We start from the raw sequence: 16,900 nt of genomic DNA, 5'->3' as shown, positions 1-16,900 counted from the left end.
GCCACCGGCGCGCCGAACGCGGCGGCCGCGGCGGCGGCCAGCGCGCCGCAGCTGGAGTACCGGTCGTCGGGATTCTTCGCCATGGCCCGGGCGATCACCGCATCGATCGCCGGCGGCAGCCCCGGGTTCACCTGGGTCGGCCGGGGCGGTGGCTCGGTCAGGTGCGCGTTGATCACCGCGGCGACGGTATCGCGCGGAAACGGCGTGCGGCCGGTGAGCAGTTCGAACAGCGTGCAGCCCAGCGAATACAGATCGGCACGGTGATCCACGGCGTCCAGCCGGATCAGTTCCGGCGCCGCGTACGCCAGGGTGGCCAGGAAGGCGCCGGTCTCGGTGAGCGCGGTGCTGTCGGTGCCGGATTTGGCGATGCCGAAGTCCGCGACGAGGACCCGGTCCGGTTCCCCGGGCCGCCTTTCCAGCATCAGATTGGCCGGTTTCACATCGCGGTGCAGCAGCCCAGCCCGGTGCGCCGCGTCCAGCCCGGCGGCCGCCTCGGTGACGATGTGCAGCGCGTGCTCCGGGCGGGGCACACCGGCGCGCAGCACCGCCGCGGCGTCGGTCCCCGCGACGTACTGCATCGCGATCCACAGCGCGCCGTCGACGAGGCCGCGATCGTGCACGGCGACCACGTTCGGATGATCGATGCGGGCCGCGAGCTCGGCCTCCCGGATGAATCTCGCCCGGAATTCCGGTGCGCCGCTGTGCGCTTCGCTCAGCACCTTGATCGCGTCCAGCCGCGGCAGCCGCGGATGGCGCGCGGCGTAGACGGTGCCCATCCCGCCGCTGCCGAGGACCCGCTCGATCACGTAGCCGGCGAAGACCGAGCCGGGCCGCAGCCGTGCGGTCATCCGGCGCGCACCAGCAGGCTGTACTGAGCCGCTGCCTTCTGCTTGACCTGCCGCTCCTGCGGCGCGAACACGGTGGCGACGTAGCGGCCGTGCAGCACGCGGCAGGCGTAGCGGACGGCCGGCTGGCCGGTGTCGTCGTCGAGGCACTGGATGTCGGCCAGGCCGGCCGGACCGGTGACGGTCCGCAATCCGTCGGCGGCCAATGATCGGGTCCCGCGATCGAAGGCGCGGCGAGCCTCCACCGCGTCGGGATACCGCATCAGCCCGTCGAAGCCGATCATCGCGAACGCGTCGGCCGAGGATCGCTGCTGCCTGGTGCCGTTCAGGTAGCTCACGTTCGGGCCGTACACGACACCGCTGGCATGCAGCAGCGTCTTACCTCCGGCGATCTGTTCCCGATCGATGAGCAGCACCGCGGGCCGCGACCAGCGCCCCAGCTTCTCGGGGACCAACCGGGTCAGCATCTTCTCGCCGTCGAGCGGCAAGCTCGCGAGCTGGTCGACCGGCGTGGCGACGAATCGATCGAGTTCGGGCAGTTGCGCGTCGAAGGCCTTGCCGATGAGCCCGATCAACGCCGCGGCATCCGGCGTCGGGTGCGTGACCAACACGCTCACCACGAAGGAGCCGCGCGCGACGGTGGCGGCCATGCTCGCCACGGTCGGTCGCCAATGAGCGCGCGCGGCAGCGTAGTTCGGGATGGTGACGGCGACATTGTCGGGGCTGACCACCGCGTCGGCGGCATCCAGATCGGCGGCGGCCTTGGTGGCGGCGGTGGAATCCGTCATGCGCAGCGCCAGCAGCGACAATCCCCTGGCGCGGGTCGAATCGGTACCGGCGACCTGGAATCCGGCGATCATGCCGTACTTGTCGAGCACGGCGCGGGCCTGCTCCGACAGCACACCGGACACCTTGGCCGGGGTCGGCAGCGGCACCGTGGGCTTGGATTCGGCGGGCAGGGACAGGGCGGCGTCGGCCCTGGCCGGATTGATCATCACCTCGCCGATCCGCACCGACTCGATCACCCGGCCCGAGTAGTCGTCGCCGTTCGGCGCCTCCAGCGGAACATGCTGGTAGGTACCGTAATCCAGCGTCGACAGGTCGACCCGGTCCGGTTCGGGCGTACCCGTCACCGTGCAGCCGGTCAGTGCGAGGGCGGCGACCAGGGCGGCCGCCCGCAGTGCCGCGCGGGGATCACAGCGGCGCATCGGTCCACCACTTCTCGCGCAGTTCGGCGCCGTTGTCGCCGCCGTTGACATCGATCCGGCAGAACGAGCGCGCCGGTTCGTCGAAGTAGACGTGCAGGAATCCGGTCACGGTCTTGTCCAGTCCGATATTGCTGCCCCAGTGCAGGTTTCCGCTGCCCGAGGGGCGACGCCACTCCTCGTTGCCCTCGACCTGATCGGTGCTGGGCTGCACCAGCATCCGGGAGCGGTCGGTATTGCAGACGACCGTGATCGCGACGGCGGGATCACGATTTCCGCTGCAACTCATCCGCGCGATCGGTCCCGCCTTGTCGGTCGGCACGAAGTCGAACTTCTCGTCGAACATGTAGCAGCCGGTCAGCTCCTGGTAGCCGGCGCCGAAGGGGAAGGCGGGCAGCAGGTCGGGGAAAGTATCGGCCACGAAGCTGTAGGCACCCCACGCGGTCGCCGGTGGCAGCGGGGGCGGTGAGGTGGTCACGGCCGTCCGCGATGCCGAACCGTCGGGGCCGGAGGTGAGCAATACCGCCGTCGCGAGGCCGAGGACGACGACCACCGCGGCCGCCACCTGGACGGAGCGACGGCGGATCAGCCTGCCCAGCGGCGTCCGGCGGCGCAGCAGCGCCGCGGTGAACGGGTCGGCCGCGGGCATTGGGGCGGGCGGCCAGGAACCGCCGAAGCCCGAACCGGCGGGCAAGGACGGACCGGACCGCTCCTGGGCCGGGGCGTCCTGCACCGACGGCTGCGCCCGCACCGGGGCACCAGCGGTGGCGACGGGAATCGGTTGATCGGGAGCGGAGATGGCCGTCGACGACGCCGGGTCCGCCCCGGCCGGCGGCAGCACCCGCCCGTCCATCGCGGCGCGAGCGGCCGCGGCCAGCTCGCCGCAGGAGGCGAACCGCTGCGCCGGGTCCTTCGCCATCGCCTTCGCGATCACGGCGTCGCACTCGGCAGGCAGCTCCGGCCGGATCGACGACGGTCGCGGCGGTGGCTCGTGCAGATGCGCGTACATGATGGCCGCGGGCGTCTGCCGGACGAACGGCACTGTACCGACCAGCAATTGGAACAGGGAGCAGCCGAGGGCGTAGACGTCGGCGCGCAGGTCGACCCGGTCACCGCTCAGTTGCTCGGGCGCGACATAGGACAGGGTCGCGGTGAGTCCGCCGCCCGCGGACAGCGTCGCGGTGTCCTCGGCGCGGCGCGCGATCCCGAAGTCGGTGACCAGCACCCGGTCGGCGTGCCCCGACTCCTCGGCCACCAGGATGTTGGCCGGTTTCACGTCGCGATGCACGAGTCCGGCCCGGTGCACCGCGTCGAGTCCGCGCGCCGCCTCGCCGATGATGCGCACCGCTCGCGCCGGATCGAGACCCGTCGGGGCGGTGCGGACGAGTTCGGCGGCGTCGGAACCGGCGACGTACTGGGTGGCGATCCAGAGTTTGCCGTCGGTCTCCCCGCGATCGCGCACGGCGACGAGGTTCGGATGGGTCAGCGTGGCGGCGAGTTCGGCCTCGCGCAGGAACCTGGCGCGGAACTCGGGGTCGGCGGCGTGGTCGTCGGCGAGGATCTTGAGCGCGTCGTGTCGGGGCAGCCGCGGATGGCGGGCCAGGTAGACGGTGCCCATGCCACCGGCGCCCAATCGCCGTTCGATCAGATACCCGGCGAACTCCGCGCCCTCTGCGATACTCACCCGCCCCGGTCTCCCACGGTCACAGCACTACCGGGACCCTTCCGGCAGCGTTTCCGAATCGGTCGCCGCTGAAGCCGGTCCCCACCCGGAGGTCATGTTCGAGCGACTATAACAGCACGAATCCGGCGGCGCGGTCCGGGAATTCCGGCATTACCGCACTAGCGCCCCGGTTCAGCCCAGCTCTCGAGATCGCTCTTGGTCCCCGCCGGGCAGCCGTCCTGACCGCTCTGGCGCGGGAACATCATCAGGCAGCGTTGCGGACCGGGCCCGCCGACCGCCGTGGTGACCAGTACCGCGATCGACGAGCCGTCCGCGACGCGCCGCGTCGAGAAGCCCAGGGTGCCGGTGACGCCGCGATAGTCGCTCTCGCGCAACTGCACCGCGATGGCGGTGCGGTTCGGCGGCAGGTCGGCGAGCACACCCCGGCTGGCGCGCACGGCCTGCAGGAACAGGCCGCTCACGTCGAACGCGAGACCGGTGCGGTCACCCGCCCATGTCGGGCGGTAGTCGGCCAGTTCCGGGTAGCCGCGCAGGTCCTCGATGAGTCCGGCCAGTTCGACGCACAGCTGCTCGTGTTCGAAGGGCACCGGCTGATTGCCGAGTTTGCCCACGCCGCTGACACAGTCGGCGCCGCCGAGCATCACCGGCGCGGCCTTGGCCACATAGCGCACCGTCAGGTTGGCGGGCAGCGCGGCGGTGGCCTTGGGGTCGGTGATCAGCCGGGTGACCGCGTCGTTGCCGAGGATCGCCGGACCCGCGCCGCTCAGACAGCCGCGACTGACCGCTTTGGCGAAGGTGGGGAAATCGTCGTTGCGGCCCGCGAAGAACAGCAGGGTGCGCCGGTCGGCACCCTCGGTCTCACACGGTGCGGGGAAGCGGTAGAGCTGTTGCTGTTCGCGCCAGCTCAGACTCTGCTGGGCGACACCGCGGGTGCTGAGCTCGGCCTGCAGATCGGCGACCAGTGTGGTCACGTACAGGTCGTCGGCCGCTTCCGGGTGGTAGATCGTCACCTTGTCGTAGCGGGCGGTGCCGTTCGCCTCGCGCGCGCCCTGGACGTAGTCGGCGACCAGCCGGGCCTGCACGGTATTGCTCGGCGCCGCTTGGAAATACAGGGGCGAGGCCTGGTCGAGCCCGTCGGCGGACAGCGTCGTCGCGACCGCGGGCACGCCCAGTTCACCGAGCCGGGCGATCGCCGCGCGGGTCTCGTCGGTACTGCGATCGATACCGACCACGCCGAGCACGCTGGGATCGTCGGCCACCAGACCGCGCAGCGCGTGCTCGACCACCCAGGTCGCCTGGCGCATGTCGGAGCCACCGTTGGCGATGACGACACGCAACAACGGTTCGGACTCGTCGGAGGCCAGCAGGGCGCGGCGCTGCTGCACCGCGAGCCCGGCCAGCTCCTCGACCTGGGCGTGCGGGTAGCGCACGTTGGTGTCGGCATAGCTGAGACCGGCGAAGTACACCAGCGAGACCAGCGGCCGGTTGGGGTTGCTCTCGCGGGCCTGCACGGCCGCTTCGTTGAGCCGGAACACCTCGCGCTGCATCGCCGTCAGCTCGGGATCGTCGGCGAAGAGCTGCGCGGTGTTGTCGCTGTAGCCCACGCACTCACCGTCGCGCAGGCTCACCGAGACCCCGCCGGTCCACGGCCACTGCGAGCACGGCGCGCCACGCAGCGGCGGGAAGTAGACCAGCGCGGCGGCGATGGCCAGCGCGATCGGGATGAGCACGCACAGGCCGACGAACCAGCTGCGCGCCGCCATCGGCGGTGCGGGCGGCAGCGCGAGACCGCGGAAGCGCGGGTCGCTGATCCGCGGCGGGGTGTCGGCGGGCAGCAGCGCGCGCAGCGGCAGGAACCAGGCGTCGGCCTGCCGGTGGGTGCGCCGGTTGTCGATCTCGCGCACCCAGCTCTGCAACGGGTCCGGCGGTTGCGACGACGGCTGATCGGCCAGACTCTCCAGGGTGCGCAGGGTGCGCAGCTCGCCGATGTCGCCGAGTTCACCGACCTCCCGATTCGGGCCCTCGTCGCGGAAGGCGACGAGCACCAGCGGATCGAAATGGCCGGTCTCGTTCCTGATCTCGTTGATCCAGGTGAGGATGCGCGCGCCGTCGCTACCCTCGGCGAGCCCGCCGAGCAGCGCGACCGGGTAGGCGGTGCGCCGCCAGCTCGACGGCCGCCAGATCCGGCGCCGATACGCGTCGCGCAGATCCTCGAGGAACGCGTGGATGAGCAGCTTGGCGACCTGCTCCTCGTTCTCGTCGACCCGGTGCGAGGCGGTCAGGCGGGACGCGAAACCCAGGAAGCTGCCGGACAATTCGGGTGCGAGGTAGCGCTGGTGCAGGAACCACCTGGTCACCTTCGACATCCCGGGAATGCGCCCGGACACCCACAGCCACAGCCGCAGGACCGGCCACAGCGCGAGCACCCCGAACACCACCCGCGAGATCGTGTCGCCCGCGACGCCTTCGGCGGTGTCGGAGCGGCTCGTCGGCGATCCGCTGCGCAGCAGTTTCGGCAGGCGGCGCCGCAATTCGTCGGGCGCCTCGGACTCGTCGCTGGTGACCCGTTGGCGCGTCAGCCAATCGGCGGTGCGGTAGCGCGGGAACTTGATCGCGCCCATCGCGGTGTCGTCGGCGGCGAAGCCCGCGACGAGCTGCTGGATGATCGGCAGACAATGCCCGGCGATCTCCTGATCGTCGTGCGAGCTGACCGCGCTGAGATCGGGCGTGAGCGCGGTGCGCGGCAGGTCCGGCGCGTGCAGATCGACCTTGGCGCGCGGCGTCGCCCGCCTGCCCCCCGATTCGCCCAGCCAGCTGTAGAGGTCGGCGACCAGCGCGGAATGCCCCTGTACCCCGACCAGTTCGACGATCGGCCGGGGCAGCGTGCGGCGTCCGCGCAGTAGCGTGCGCAGCACTCGCGGCTTGGTGTCGGGGATTTCCAGCGCCCGCAGCAACTCCAGCAGCTTGCCGACATCATTGGCATCGGGCACTTCGACGGCCTCCCCGGGCGATCAGCGAGCACGCCGGGCACTGTCGGCGTATTCGCCGAACGATACCCCGTACCGCCGACGCTCAAACGGTCAAAAGCCCAGCTTCCCCAGCTGTTTCGGATCGCGCTGCCAGTCCTTGGCCACCTTCACGTGCAGGTTCAGGTAGATCCGGGTACCCAGGATGTGCTCGATCTGCTTGCGGGCGTTGGTGCCGACCTCCTTGAGGCGGGAACCGTTCTTGCCGATGATGATCGCCTTCTGGCTCGGCCGCTCGACATACAGCAGGGCATGCACCTCGAGCATGTCCTCGTTGGCCTCGTAGGGCTGGATCTCCTCGATCACCACGGCCAGCGAGTGCGGCAACTCGTCGCGCACGCCCTCGAGCGCGGCCTCGCGGATCAGCTCGGCCATGAGAGTTTCCTCGGGCTCGTCGGTGATCTCGCCGTCGGGGTAGAACGCCGGGCCCTCGGGCATCTTCGAGGCGATGACATCGACGAGCACCTCGACCTGTTCGCCCTTGACCGCCGACACCGGAACCACCTCGGCCTCGGGACCGAGCAGTTTCGAGACGGCCATCAGCTGATGGGCGACCTGGTCGCGACCCACCTTGTCGATCTTGGTGACCACACCGAGCACGGTGGTCTTGGGCGCCATCATCTTGATCTGCTCGACGATCCAGCGGTCACCGGGGCCGATCTTCTCATCGGCCGGGATGCACAGGGCGATGACGTCGACCTCGGAGTAGGTGTCGCGCACGAGATCGTTGAGGCGTTGGCCGAGCAGGGTCCGCGGACGGTGCAGGCCGGGGGTGTCGACCAGGATCAGCTGGGCGTGGTCGCGGTGCACGATGCCGCGGATGGTGTGCCGGGTGGTCTGCGGGCGCGAGGAGGTGATCGCGATCTTGGTGCCGACCAGGGCGTTGGTCAGCGTCGACTTGCCGGTGTTCGGACGGCCGACGAAACAGACGAAGCCGGAACGGAATTCCTTCTCAGCCACCGTGCACCTCGCTCAGCACGGCGCCGGCGCGATCGGTGCGGATCACCGCGGCCGACGGGGAGACCTCGCGCACCGCGGCGATGCCCGCGTCCTCGGCGTCACCGCCGACGACGACCGCCGCCTCGAAACCCTCCGCACCGCTGGAGATCGCGGCGGCCACCGCGGCCTGCAACGCGGTCAGGCGCAGCGCGGTCAGCGCCACCGCGCCCGCGGCGTAGGTACGACCATCGGTGTCGCGGATGGCGGCACCGCTCGCGCCGCCGGTGCGGCCCAGCGCGCCCCGGGCCAGCACCAGCAGCTTGTTGTCTTCGGCGTCCAGTTCACTCATCGGTCTCTCCGTTGTCGTCGGGCACGGTGACCTCCGTCGGCGCGGTGCCGTTGGTGGTCTGCTCGGTGCCGTTGGTCTTGCCCTTGCGGGACTTGTCGGTCTTCTTGTCCTTGTCGGCCTCGCGGCGCACCAGCACGGTGTTCACCCGCATCCGCCCGCGTGCGTCGGCGCCGCCCTCGCCGCGCAGGACCAGCCCGTAGACGGTCACCTTCGACCCGGGCAGCGGGACGCGCCCCAGCTCGTGGGCCAGCAGCCCACCCACGGTGTCGACGTCCTCGTCCTCGATGTCGAGGCCGTACAGCTCGCCCAGGTCCTCCACCGACAACCGCGCCGACACCCGATAGCGGCCGTCGCCCAGGTCCTCCACCGGCGGGGTCTCGTCGGTGTCGTACTCGTCGGCGATCTCGCCGACGATCTCCTCGAGCACGTCCTCGATGGTCACCAGGCCCGCGATGCCGCCGTACTCGTCGATCAGCAGCGCCATGTGGTTGCGGCGGCGCTGCATCTCGTCGAGCAGATCGTCGAGCGGCTTGGAGTCGGGAATGAACACCGCGGGGCGCATGACCTCGCGCACGGTCACCTTGCGGCTGCGATCGGCGTACGGGACAAGGTCTTTCAGGTACACCACGCCGAGCACGTCATCGACGTTCTCGCCGACCACCGGGATCCGGGAGTGCCCGGACCGCACCGCCAGCGACATCGCCTGGGCCGCGGTCTTGTCGGCCTCGATCCACACCATCTCGGTGCGCGGCACCATCACCGCGCGGGCGGCGGTGTCACCGAGCTCGAACACCGACTGGATCATCCGGCGTTCGTCGTCGGCGACCACGCCGCGCTCGCGGGCCATGTCGACGACTTCGCGCAGCTCGATCTCGGAAGCGAAGGGGCCGTTGCGAAATCCCTTACCCGGGGTGATCGCGTTGCCGAGCAGAATCAGCACTCTGCTCACCGGGCCGAGCAGCGCGCCGATGATCTGTAGCGGCACCGCGGCGCCGAGCGCGATCGAATAGGCGTGCTGGCGGCCCAGCGTTCGCGGACCGACGCCGATCACCACGTAGGAGACGACGACCATGACCGCGGCGGCCACCAGCAGTGCCGTGCCCGCGCTCCACAGCTCGAGGGTCGCGGCGGCGAGCAGGACGGTGGCGGTGATCTCGCACAGAATGCGCAGCAGCACCATGAGATTGACGTACCGGGGGCGGTCGTCGACGATCTTGCGCAGCCGCGCGGCGCCGGGCCGTTCCTCGCGGACCATGTCGTCGAGCCGGGCGCGCGAGACCGTGTTCAACGCCGAGTCCACCCCGGCGAATACCCCGCCGAGCCCGATCAGCAGGATCGCCAGCAGGATCTGGGTCAGTGAGGTCACGCGGGTCCCAGTGCGTCACCCGGTGCGGTGAAACCTGCCTTGCCGAGGAGTTGGGCATCCCGCTCGGCCAGTTCGGCGCGTCGCTGTTCCTCGCGCAGGCTCACGTACCACTCCTCGAGCAGCTGGGCCTGCAGCGCGAACATCTCCTTCTCCTCCTCTGGCTCGGCGTGGTCGTAGCCGAGCAGGTGGAGCACGCCGTGCACGGTGAGCAGTGCCAGCTCGTGATCGAGGGAATGGCCGGCCTTCTGCGCCTGCCCCATCGCGAACTCGGGACAGAGGACGATGTCACCGAGCATCGACGGGCCGGGCTCGGGGCTGTCGGGACGACCGCCCGGCTCCAGCTCGTCCATCGGGAACGACATCACGTCGGTCGGGCCGGGCAGGTCCATCCAGCGCACGTGCAGGTCGGCCATGGTGTCGAGATCGACGAGCACCATCGACAGCTCGGCGGCGGGATGCACGTCCATCCGGCCGATGACGAAACGTGCGACGCTGACCAGGTCTTCTTCGGGGACGTCCATGCCCGATTCGTTGGCGATCTCGATGCTCACCTGTTCAGGGTACGGTGCCGACCCGACGCCGCCGGGAGCGGCATCGGGCCAGCGTGGCGTGAGTTACCCCCGGTTCGCACGCCCGGCGGCGCGCCGCTGCGCCCGGTTGCCCGGGTAGTGCGGGCCGGGCACCGCGCGGGTGTCGGACTCGAACCGGTCGTAGGCGTCGACGATGTCGGAGACCAGCCGGTGCCGCACCACATCGGCGCTGGTGAGCTCCGAGAAATGGATGTCATCGATGTCGACGAGGATCTCCGCCGCCGCGCGCAGGCCCGAGCGCTGCCCGTTGGGCAGGTCGACCTGCGAGATGTCACCGGTGACGACCATCTTCGAACCGAAGCCGAGACGGGTCAGGAACATCTTCATCTGCTCGGCCGTGGTGTTCTGCGCCTCGTCGAGGATGATGAACGAGTCGTTGAGGCTGCGGCCACGCATGTAGGCCAGCGGCGCGACCTCGATGACGCCGGAGGCGAGCAGCTTGGGGATCGCTTCCGGGTCCATCATGTCGTGCAGCGCGTCGTAGAGCGGCCGCAGATACGGGTCGATCTTGTCGTTGAGGGTGCCGGGCAGGAAGCCCAGCCGCTCGCCGGCTTCGACCGCGGGCCTGGTCAGGATGATGCGGGTGACCTGCTTGGACTGCAGGGCCTGCACCGCCTTGGCCATCGCCAGGTAGGTCTTGCCGGTACCGGCGGGACCGATGCCGAACACGATCGTGTTGGCGTCGATCGCGTCGACGTAGCGCTTCTGGTTCAGCGTCTTGGGCCGGATGGTCTTGCCGCGGCGCGACAGGATGTCCAGGCTCAGCACCTCGGCGGGCGATTCGGACACGCCTTCGGTGAGCATCGAGACGGTGTGCCGGACCGCTTCGGGGGTGATCACCCGATTGCGGCCGGTCAGCGCCACGAGCTGCTCGATGACGCGCTCGGCCAGCGCCACATCGCCCGCCTTACCGGTGATGGTGACAGTGTTGCCGCGGACGTGGATGTCGGCCGGGAGAAGCTTCTCCAGCTGACGGAGATTCTGGTCGGCCGAGCCGAGGAACGGGAAAACAGACTCCGGCGCGAGTTCGATGCTGGAACGCACTGTTCGCGCTGCGGGACCCGCGTTGTTTCCGCCTGCGCCGATGCCTGATACGGGGTTGGTGGGGTCGCCGATCTCGCCTGAGTTCTTCAAAAGTGGCTATGGCCTGCTTCCGGTCTCGACTGTGTGTTCGATGAGCTCAGTTTAACGCGCGGCACCGACACCGCCCAGCGATATAACGGCGGGATCGGCCGAACCGCGATCGACCGGTGATCGCAGGTCACGAGTGGAAGGCGGCGGACGGGGGGCCGTGATCTACCAGCGCGGGGTAAGCGCGCCGAGTGCTCCCAGCGCCACCGCGGCAGCCGTGGAAGTGCGCAGCACGGTCGGGCCGAGCAACACGGGGTCCGCGCCCGCCTCGGCCAGAGCGGCCAGTTCGGCGTCGTCGAGGCCGCCCTCGGGACCCACGATCAGGACGACCTCGCGCGCCGCGGCCAGCGGCAGCTCGGTGAACTTGCCCGCGCCGGATTCGTGCAGGGCGGCGACGATCGCGCCCTCGGCCTTGGCCCTGCGCACCAGTTCCACCAGGTCGCGAGTGCGGTGCAGGTCGGCGACCTCGGGAATGTAGGCCCGCCGGGATTGCCGCGCGGCGGACTTGGCCGCGGCGCGCCACTTCTCGACGCCCTTGGCGGCCTTGGCTTCCCAGTTCGAGACGCACCTCGCCGCCTGCCACGGCACGATGACGTCGGCGCCGGCCTCGGTCATCAACTCGACGGCCAGCTCCGACCGATCCGACTTGGGCAGCGCCTGCACCACGGTCACCCGCGGGGTCACCGGCGGAGCGATCCGCCGGTGGTGCACCGCGAGTTCGAGCCGGTCCTTCTGGGCCGCGACAACTTCCGATTCGGCCAGCACACCGCGTCCGTCGGACAGGGTGATCGGCTCGCCGACCTTGATCCGGCGCACGGTCGCCGCGTGCCTGCCCTCCGGACCGTCCAGAACGGCGACGACACCCGGCTCGGGCACCTCGTCGAGGTAGAAGACCGTCGCGGCCACGGCCTCAGCGTCCGCTGAAGGAGGCGCGCAGCCGGGCGAACAGGCCGCTGTTGTGCTCGGACTGCGACGACATCACCTCGGCGCGATCCTTGTCACGCAGGCCCTTGAACTTGCGCAGCAGATCGGTCTGCTTGCCGTCCAGCTTGGTCGGCACGACGATGTCGAGGTGCGCGAGCAGGTCGCCACGGGCGCCCGAACGCAGCCGGGGCATGCCGTGGGCGCGCAGCTGGATGATCTCGCCGGGCTGGGTGCCGGCCGCGATGGTGAGCTCGGTCGGGCCGTCGAGGATGGTGTCCACGACGACCGTGGTGCCCAGGATCGCGTCCACCATCGGGACCCGAACGGTGCAGTGCAGGTCGTCGCCGTCACGGACGAAGGTGTCGTGCGGCTGCTCGACGACCTCGACGTAGAGGTCGCCGGCGTGGCCGCCACCGGGGCCGACCTCGCCCTGCGCGGCAAGGCGCACGCGCATGCCGTTGGCGACACCGGCCGGGATCGGCGCGGCGATCTCGCGACGCGCGCGGACACGGCCGTCACCACCACACTTGTGGCAAGGATCGGGGATGGTTTCGCCCGCGCCGCGGCAGGTCGGGCAGGGACGCGAGGTGAGCACCTGGCCCAGGAAGGACCGCTGCACCGACTGCACCTCACCGGCACCGTCACAGGTCTCACAGCGCACCGGCTTGGAGTTGCCGTTGGTGCCCGCGCCCTGACAGATGTCGCAGAGGATGGCGGTGTCGACGGTCAGATGCTTGGTGACGCCGACCGCGCATTCGGCCAGGCTCAGCCGGGTGCGGATCAGTGAGTCGGCGCCGGGCTGGACGCGGCCGCGCGGCTTGCGCGCGCCACCACCCTGGCCACTCATGCCGCCGAAGAACGCTTCGAAGACGTCACCCAGACCGCCGAAGCCCGCGCCGTTGAAACCGGCTCCGCCGCCGCCACTTTCGAGCGGGTCACCACCGAGGTCGACGATCCGGCGCTTCTCCGGGTCGGTCAGTACCTCGTAGGCGGTCGAAACTTCCTTGAACTTGGCCTGGGCGGCCTCGTCCGGGTTCACGTCGGGGTGCAGTTCGCGGGCCAGTTTGCGGTAGGCGCGCTTGAGCTCCTGGTCGGTGGCGTTCTTGCCGACGCCGAGCAGTCCGTAGTAATCCCGTGCCACTGTGAGTTCTCTAGTCCTTGGTCGCTGTGGTCCAGCCGAGCGCCGGGCGCATCCTTAGTCGAATCCACTCAACTTTACCGGCCGAAGTACCGACCTTAACAGTTGCGGTTCGGGCCGATTCCGGCCCTCGTCACCTTTCGGCCAGTACCTCGCCGATGTAGCGGGCGACGGTCGCCACCGAGGCCATCGTCCCCGGATAATCCATGCGGGTCGGGCCGAGCACACCCATGCCGCCGAGCACCGCGCCCGCCGCGCCGTAGCCGGTGGACACCACCGAGGTGCCGCGCATCTGCTCGACCTGGGTCTCCTCGCCGATCTGCACCATGACCTGGCCCGGCTGCTGCGCCGCGGCCAGCAGCTTCAGCACGATGACCTGTTCCTCGAGTGCTTCCAGCACGGTCCGCAGCGAGCCGGGGAAACCGAAATCGGCGACATTGCGGGTGAGGTTGGCCGTGCCACCGAGGACCAGCCGTTCCTCGGGATGCTCCACCAGGGTCTCCACCAGCACCGTGGAGACCCGGACGAGCACGTCTTTGATCTTGGCGGGCGCTCGCTCCGGCAGGCCGGCCACCGAGGCGCTGGCCACAGACAGCAGCTTGCCGTCCATGGCGCCACCGAGCAGGCCGCGCACGGCGGCGAGATCGTCGTCGGAGATGACCGCGCCGAGGTCGACGATGCGCTGATCGACCCGGCCGGTATCGGTGATCACCACCAGCAGCAGGCGCGCCGGATTGAGCGCGACGACCTCGATGTGCCGAACGATCGACGCCGACACCGTGGGGTACTGCACGACCGCCACTTGACGGGTGAGCTGGGCCAGCAGGCGCACGCCGCGACGCAGGACGTCGTCGAGATCGACGCCGGATTCGAGGAACTCCATGATCGCGCGCCGCTCGGCGCCCGAGAGGGGCTTCACCTCGGCGATCCGGTCGACGAACTCGCGATACCCCTTGTCGGTGGGAATGCGGCCCGAGCTGGTGTGCGGCTGGGTGATGTACCCCTCGGCCTCCAGCACGGCCATGTCGTTGCGGATCGTGGCACTGGAAACACCCAGGTGGTGCCGTTCCACGAGCGACTTGGAGCCGATCGGTTCCTTGGTGGCGACGTAGTCCGCGACGATCGCTCGCAGGACCTCGAATCGCCGATCCTCGGTGCTCGACGCCATCGACCCCACCTCCTCGCTCGTGCCGGGTACGTCATCGGCCCGCGTGTACCGCTGTGTTCGACGCACAGACTCCCACGCGGACGCTCGCAGCGTCTCGTTGTCCAGTCTAATTGTCCAGTCCCGGATCGCCCGCTCACATGGTCGTGCCGGAGCGGAGTTGTGCACAGGCCGCGGTTTGTCCACAGGTGGCGCGTTGGGTCTGGTATCGCCGTCGACAGCGGCGTACGTTCGGCACTGATTCAGCTGTTTACCAGCGTTTTTCGGGTGTCCACGGCGGGCGGGGAGGGGCTTTGTGATGCAGCGGAACGGCAGCGACGGCGCCACGGGGGTGGCGCTGAATCCGGCGGAGTTCGCCGGATTCGATCGGGGGTGTGCGGAGTTCTTGCGCGTGATCGGCCAGCTCATCGCGCTGGCCGGGGAGATCGGCGCGCGGACGCGATGGGGTCTGGGTGAGGACGACGCGAGGTTGATCTCCGCGGCCACCGTCGTGGCCCGGCTGCGCGCCAAGGCCGACGGCGACGCGAACAGCATCGCCGCGGTGCTGGCGGCTCATGCCGACATCGTCGCCGAACTCCGGTCCGCGTGCCGGTCCGCGCGGGACGAGCTGATACGCACCGACGACGACTGGGCCGGACAGGTCGGCGCGGCCGAAACCGATGCGGGACAACCAACTTTCCGGCAGCGACTGCCGTGACCGGGCACGAGCCGAGCACGATTCCCGACGGCGGTGAGAACGCCTGGAATTGGCGTCACGCGCAGATCGTGGCGGCGTTCACCTCGCGCGAGGTGACCGACGCGGTCACGCAGGCGGATCGGTTCGAACGGATCGCGGCACGGTGGGCCGAGGGGGTGGACGCCTTCGAACGAGCCGTGCACGGCTCGTTCGCGACGGCATGGGCGGGAGTGGCGGCCGAGGCGGCCGCAGCGGCCGTGCGCGCGTATGTGACGCAGGCGCGGGAGTTGACGCCGGCACTGCTGGAGCTTCCGGGCCTGGTCCGGGCCGCGGCCGAGGCGATCGTCGCCACGAAGTACGCGATCCCCGAGCTGGTCGTGGACGGCGCGGGAACCTCGATCTCCTCGATGAGCGTCGGGGGCGAGTCTCCGATGCTGCCACCGATGGGTGAGGCAGCCATGTCGCCGATGAGCGGGGCCGCCGCGCATCCGATGTCACCGATGGACGCGGCAACCGCACATCGTGCGGCAGCGTCCGCGGAGGAGAACGCGAGGATCGCCATGCGGGAGCGATATGTGGTGCCGTTCGGTGCTATCGACAGCAGGATTCCGGTGCTGCCCATGCCGATTCGACCGTGCGTTTCCGACACATATGCCGGCCGACAGTGGGTGATCGTCGGGAGTTCGAACCGCGAGAACGCGCTGCCGACGGGAGGCAACCACCCGCCGACGATGAGTGGCGACCACGCGCTTCCGACGCGCAGCGACCCGCCGGCGACGGGAACCGCCCGCGCACAGCCGACAGCAGGCAACCACCCAGCAGCGACGGGTAGCGACCACCAGGGCTCGGTGGAAGGCGAGGATTCCGTGTCGGCGAGTGGTGGGACGAGTTCCTCAGCGACCACAGCGGACCGGGCGGTTCAGGTCTCGTCACCGGGCATCGGCGCGGCGGACGATAGGGCGACGAGCGATGGCACGGCGGATGACAGCGGCTCGACGATCGGAAGGTCGACGGTCACCGACTCGGCGGCGGACTGGCGTGGCTCTGACACGGAGATGCCGGGGTGGAGTGGCCCTGGCTCGGAGCTGGCAGGGTGGGGTGATCCGGGCTCGGAGGTCGAGGATCGGGGTGCGTTCGGATCGGGCGGCGACCTGGGTCCGGACGTGGAGTCGGTGGCGGGGTCGACCGTGGTGTCGTCGTCGAGTGCGGGCGTGAGTACCGCGTTCTCGGGGGCGCCCGGCGGTCCGGGGTTTTCGCAACCGGGTGGTCCGGGAGTGGCTTCTTCAGTGCCCGCGCTCCCGGGTATCGAGGGATCGGCGACTTCGCTCGGCCGCGCCGCCCTCGACCTCAGCGACAGCAGGGCGGGATCGTCGATGCCGGCGACCGCGGTGGGAGATCGCCCGGCGGCCGGCACTCACTACCGGCCGGCACACGATGGCACCTTCCTCCATCCGGGAGGGCGCAGTGGGGCGGGGGCAGGCATCGGTCCTGTGGACAACGGCGCCTTCGGTCGTCCGGAAGCCGGACGGAGCGTGCCCGGGGCGGTGGGTCCGGTCATCGGCGCGAATCCGCCGACTGTCCCGGCGCCGACCCGTGGACTCGATCGGTGGTACTACGCCGGACCATTGGGGCCCGGGCTGCCACCGACCGGTGAGACGGAGCGCGCGGTGCCGGAATACCTGATCACGCAGGCGAATACCGACGCACTCCTCGGCGACAGGCGGCCGGCGGTGGTCGGGGGTGTAATCGGTGGCGCGGACGGCGGCGGGCCGGACGCGCAGCACGCGGCCTCGGCTCGGGTCTGACCATGTCAGTGAGCCGAAGGCATCGAGTCTGTGCGGCCGATCCGGTCGGCCGCCGGC

14 protein-coding genes are annotated in these 16,900 nt (G+C 70.1%); 2 read left to right on the top strand and 12 right to left on the bottom strand.

Features of this window, described 5'->3' with window-relative positions:
* The 12 genes from V8688_RS14930 to hrcA all read right to left on the bottom strand — a co-directional run.
* Positions 1-848, bottom strand: an 848-nt coding sequence (locus V8688_RS14930; protein WP_342801046.1) for a serine/threonine-protein kinase, incomplete at its 3' end; no start/stop codon positions are given.
* On the bottom strand, positions 845-2,053 hold the full coding sequence (locus V8688_RS14925; RefSeq protein ID WP_342801045.1) for a hypothetical protein: 1,209 nt from the start codon (positions 2,051-2,053) through the stop codon (positions 845-847). The genes V8688_RS14925 and V8688_RS14930, both read right to left, overlap by 4 nt.
* On the bottom strand, positions 2,040-3,734 hold the full coding sequence (locus V8688_RS14920) for a serine/threonine-protein kinase (RefSeq protein WP_342801044.1): 1,695 nt from the start codon (positions 3,732-3,734) through the stop codon (positions 2,040-2,042). The genes V8688_RS14925 and V8688_RS14920 overlap by 14 nt, the downstream gene beginning before the upstream one ends.
* 158 nt (positions 3,735-3,892) lie before the next feature.
* A complete protein-coding gene (locus V8688_RS14915; RefSeq protein ID WP_342801043.1) occupies positions 3,893-6,724 on the bottom strand; it encodes an ABC transporter substrate-binding protein in 2,832 nt (943 codons plus the stop codon).
* Positions 6,725-6,814: 90 nt separating this feature from the next.
* Complete coding sequence (gene era / locus V8688_RS14910) at positions 6,815-7,720, bottom strand: GTPase Era (RefSeq protein ID WP_316573910.1); 906 nt, start codon at positions 7,718-7,720, stop codon at positions 6,815-6,817.
* Positions 7,713-8,048, bottom strand: a complete 336-nt coding sequence (locus tag V8688_RS14905; protein WP_218717359.1) for a cytidine deaminase — start codon at positions 8,046-8,048, stop codon at positions 7,713-7,715. The genes era and V8688_RS14905 overlap by 8 nt, the downstream gene beginning before the upstream one ends.
* Positions 8,041-9,414, bottom strand: coding sequence for a hemolysin family protein (locus tag V8688_RS14900; RefSeq protein ID WP_218717360.1), 1,374 nt, complete (start codon positions 9,412-9,414; stop codon positions 8,041-8,043). Before V8688_RS14900 ends, V8688_RS14905 begins: the two co-directional genes overlap by 8 nt.
* Positions 9,411-9,965 carry an rRNA maturation RNase YbeY gene (gene ybeY, locus V8688_RS14895; RefSeq protein WP_189033070.1) on the bottom strand — a complete coding sequence of 185 codons (555 nt, stop codon included), beginning with the start codon at positions 9,963-9,965 and terminating at the stop codon, positions 9,411-9,413. The genes V8688_RS14900 and ybeY overlap by 4 nt, the downstream gene beginning before the upstream one ends.
* 63 nt (positions 9,966-10,028) lie before the next feature.
* Positions 10,029-11,090 (bottom strand): PhoH family protein, encoded by a 1,062-nt coding sequence (locus V8688_RS14890; protein WP_218717394.1) that lies wholly within the window; start codon positions 11,088-11,090, stop codon positions 10,029-10,031.
* A 210-nt stretch (positions 11,091-11,300) separates the two neighbouring features.
* Positions 11,301-12,041: a 16S rRNA (uracil(1498)-N(3))-methyltransferase gene (locus V8688_RS14885; protein WP_218717361.1), complete on the bottom strand. Its 741-nt coding sequence runs from the start codon at positions 12,039-12,041 to the stop codon at positions 11,301-11,303.
* 4 nt (positions 12,042-12,045) lie between these two features.
* A complete protein-coding gene (gene dnaJ, locus V8688_RS14880; protein WP_218717362.1) occupies positions 12,046-13,200 on the bottom strand; it encodes a molecular chaperone DnaJ in 1,155 nt (384 codons plus the stop codon).
* A gap of 130 nt (positions 13,201-13,330) precedes the next feature.
* Entirely contained in the window at positions 13,331-14,365 is a 1,035-nt protein-coding gene (gene hrcA, locus V8688_RS14875; RefSeq protein WP_218717363.1) for a heat-inducible transcriptional repressor HrcA, read from the bottom strand.
* Positions 14,366-14,660: 295 nt separating this feature from the next.
* On the opposite strand from hrcA, the gene V8688_RS14870 reads away from it, so the two are divergent.
* Both V8688_RS14870 and V8688_RS14865 read left to right on the top strand, forming a co-directional pair.
* Entirely contained in the window at positions 14,661-15,059 is a 399-nt protein-coding gene (locus V8688_RS14870) for a hypothetical protein (RefSeq protein ID WP_342801042.1), read from the top strand.
* Positions 15,056-16,843 carry a hypothetical protein gene (locus tag V8688_RS14865; protein ID WP_342801041.1) on the top strand — a complete coding sequence of 596 codons (1,788 nt, stop codon included), beginning with the start codon at positions 15,056-15,058 and terminating at the stop codon, positions 16,841-16,843. The genes V8688_RS14870 and V8688_RS14865 overlap by 4 nt, the downstream gene beginning before the upstream one ends.
* Positions 16,844-16,900: the final 57 nt, after the last annotated feature.

Origin of the sequence: Nocardia sp. No.11 (assembly GCF_038752175.1) — a bacterium.
Classification (GTDB): domain Bacteria; phylum Actinomycetota; class Actinomycetes; order Mycobacteriales; family Mycobacteriaceae; genus Nocardia; species Nocardia canadensis.
This window is presented reverse-complemented; position numbering and strand designations above follow the sequence as displayed.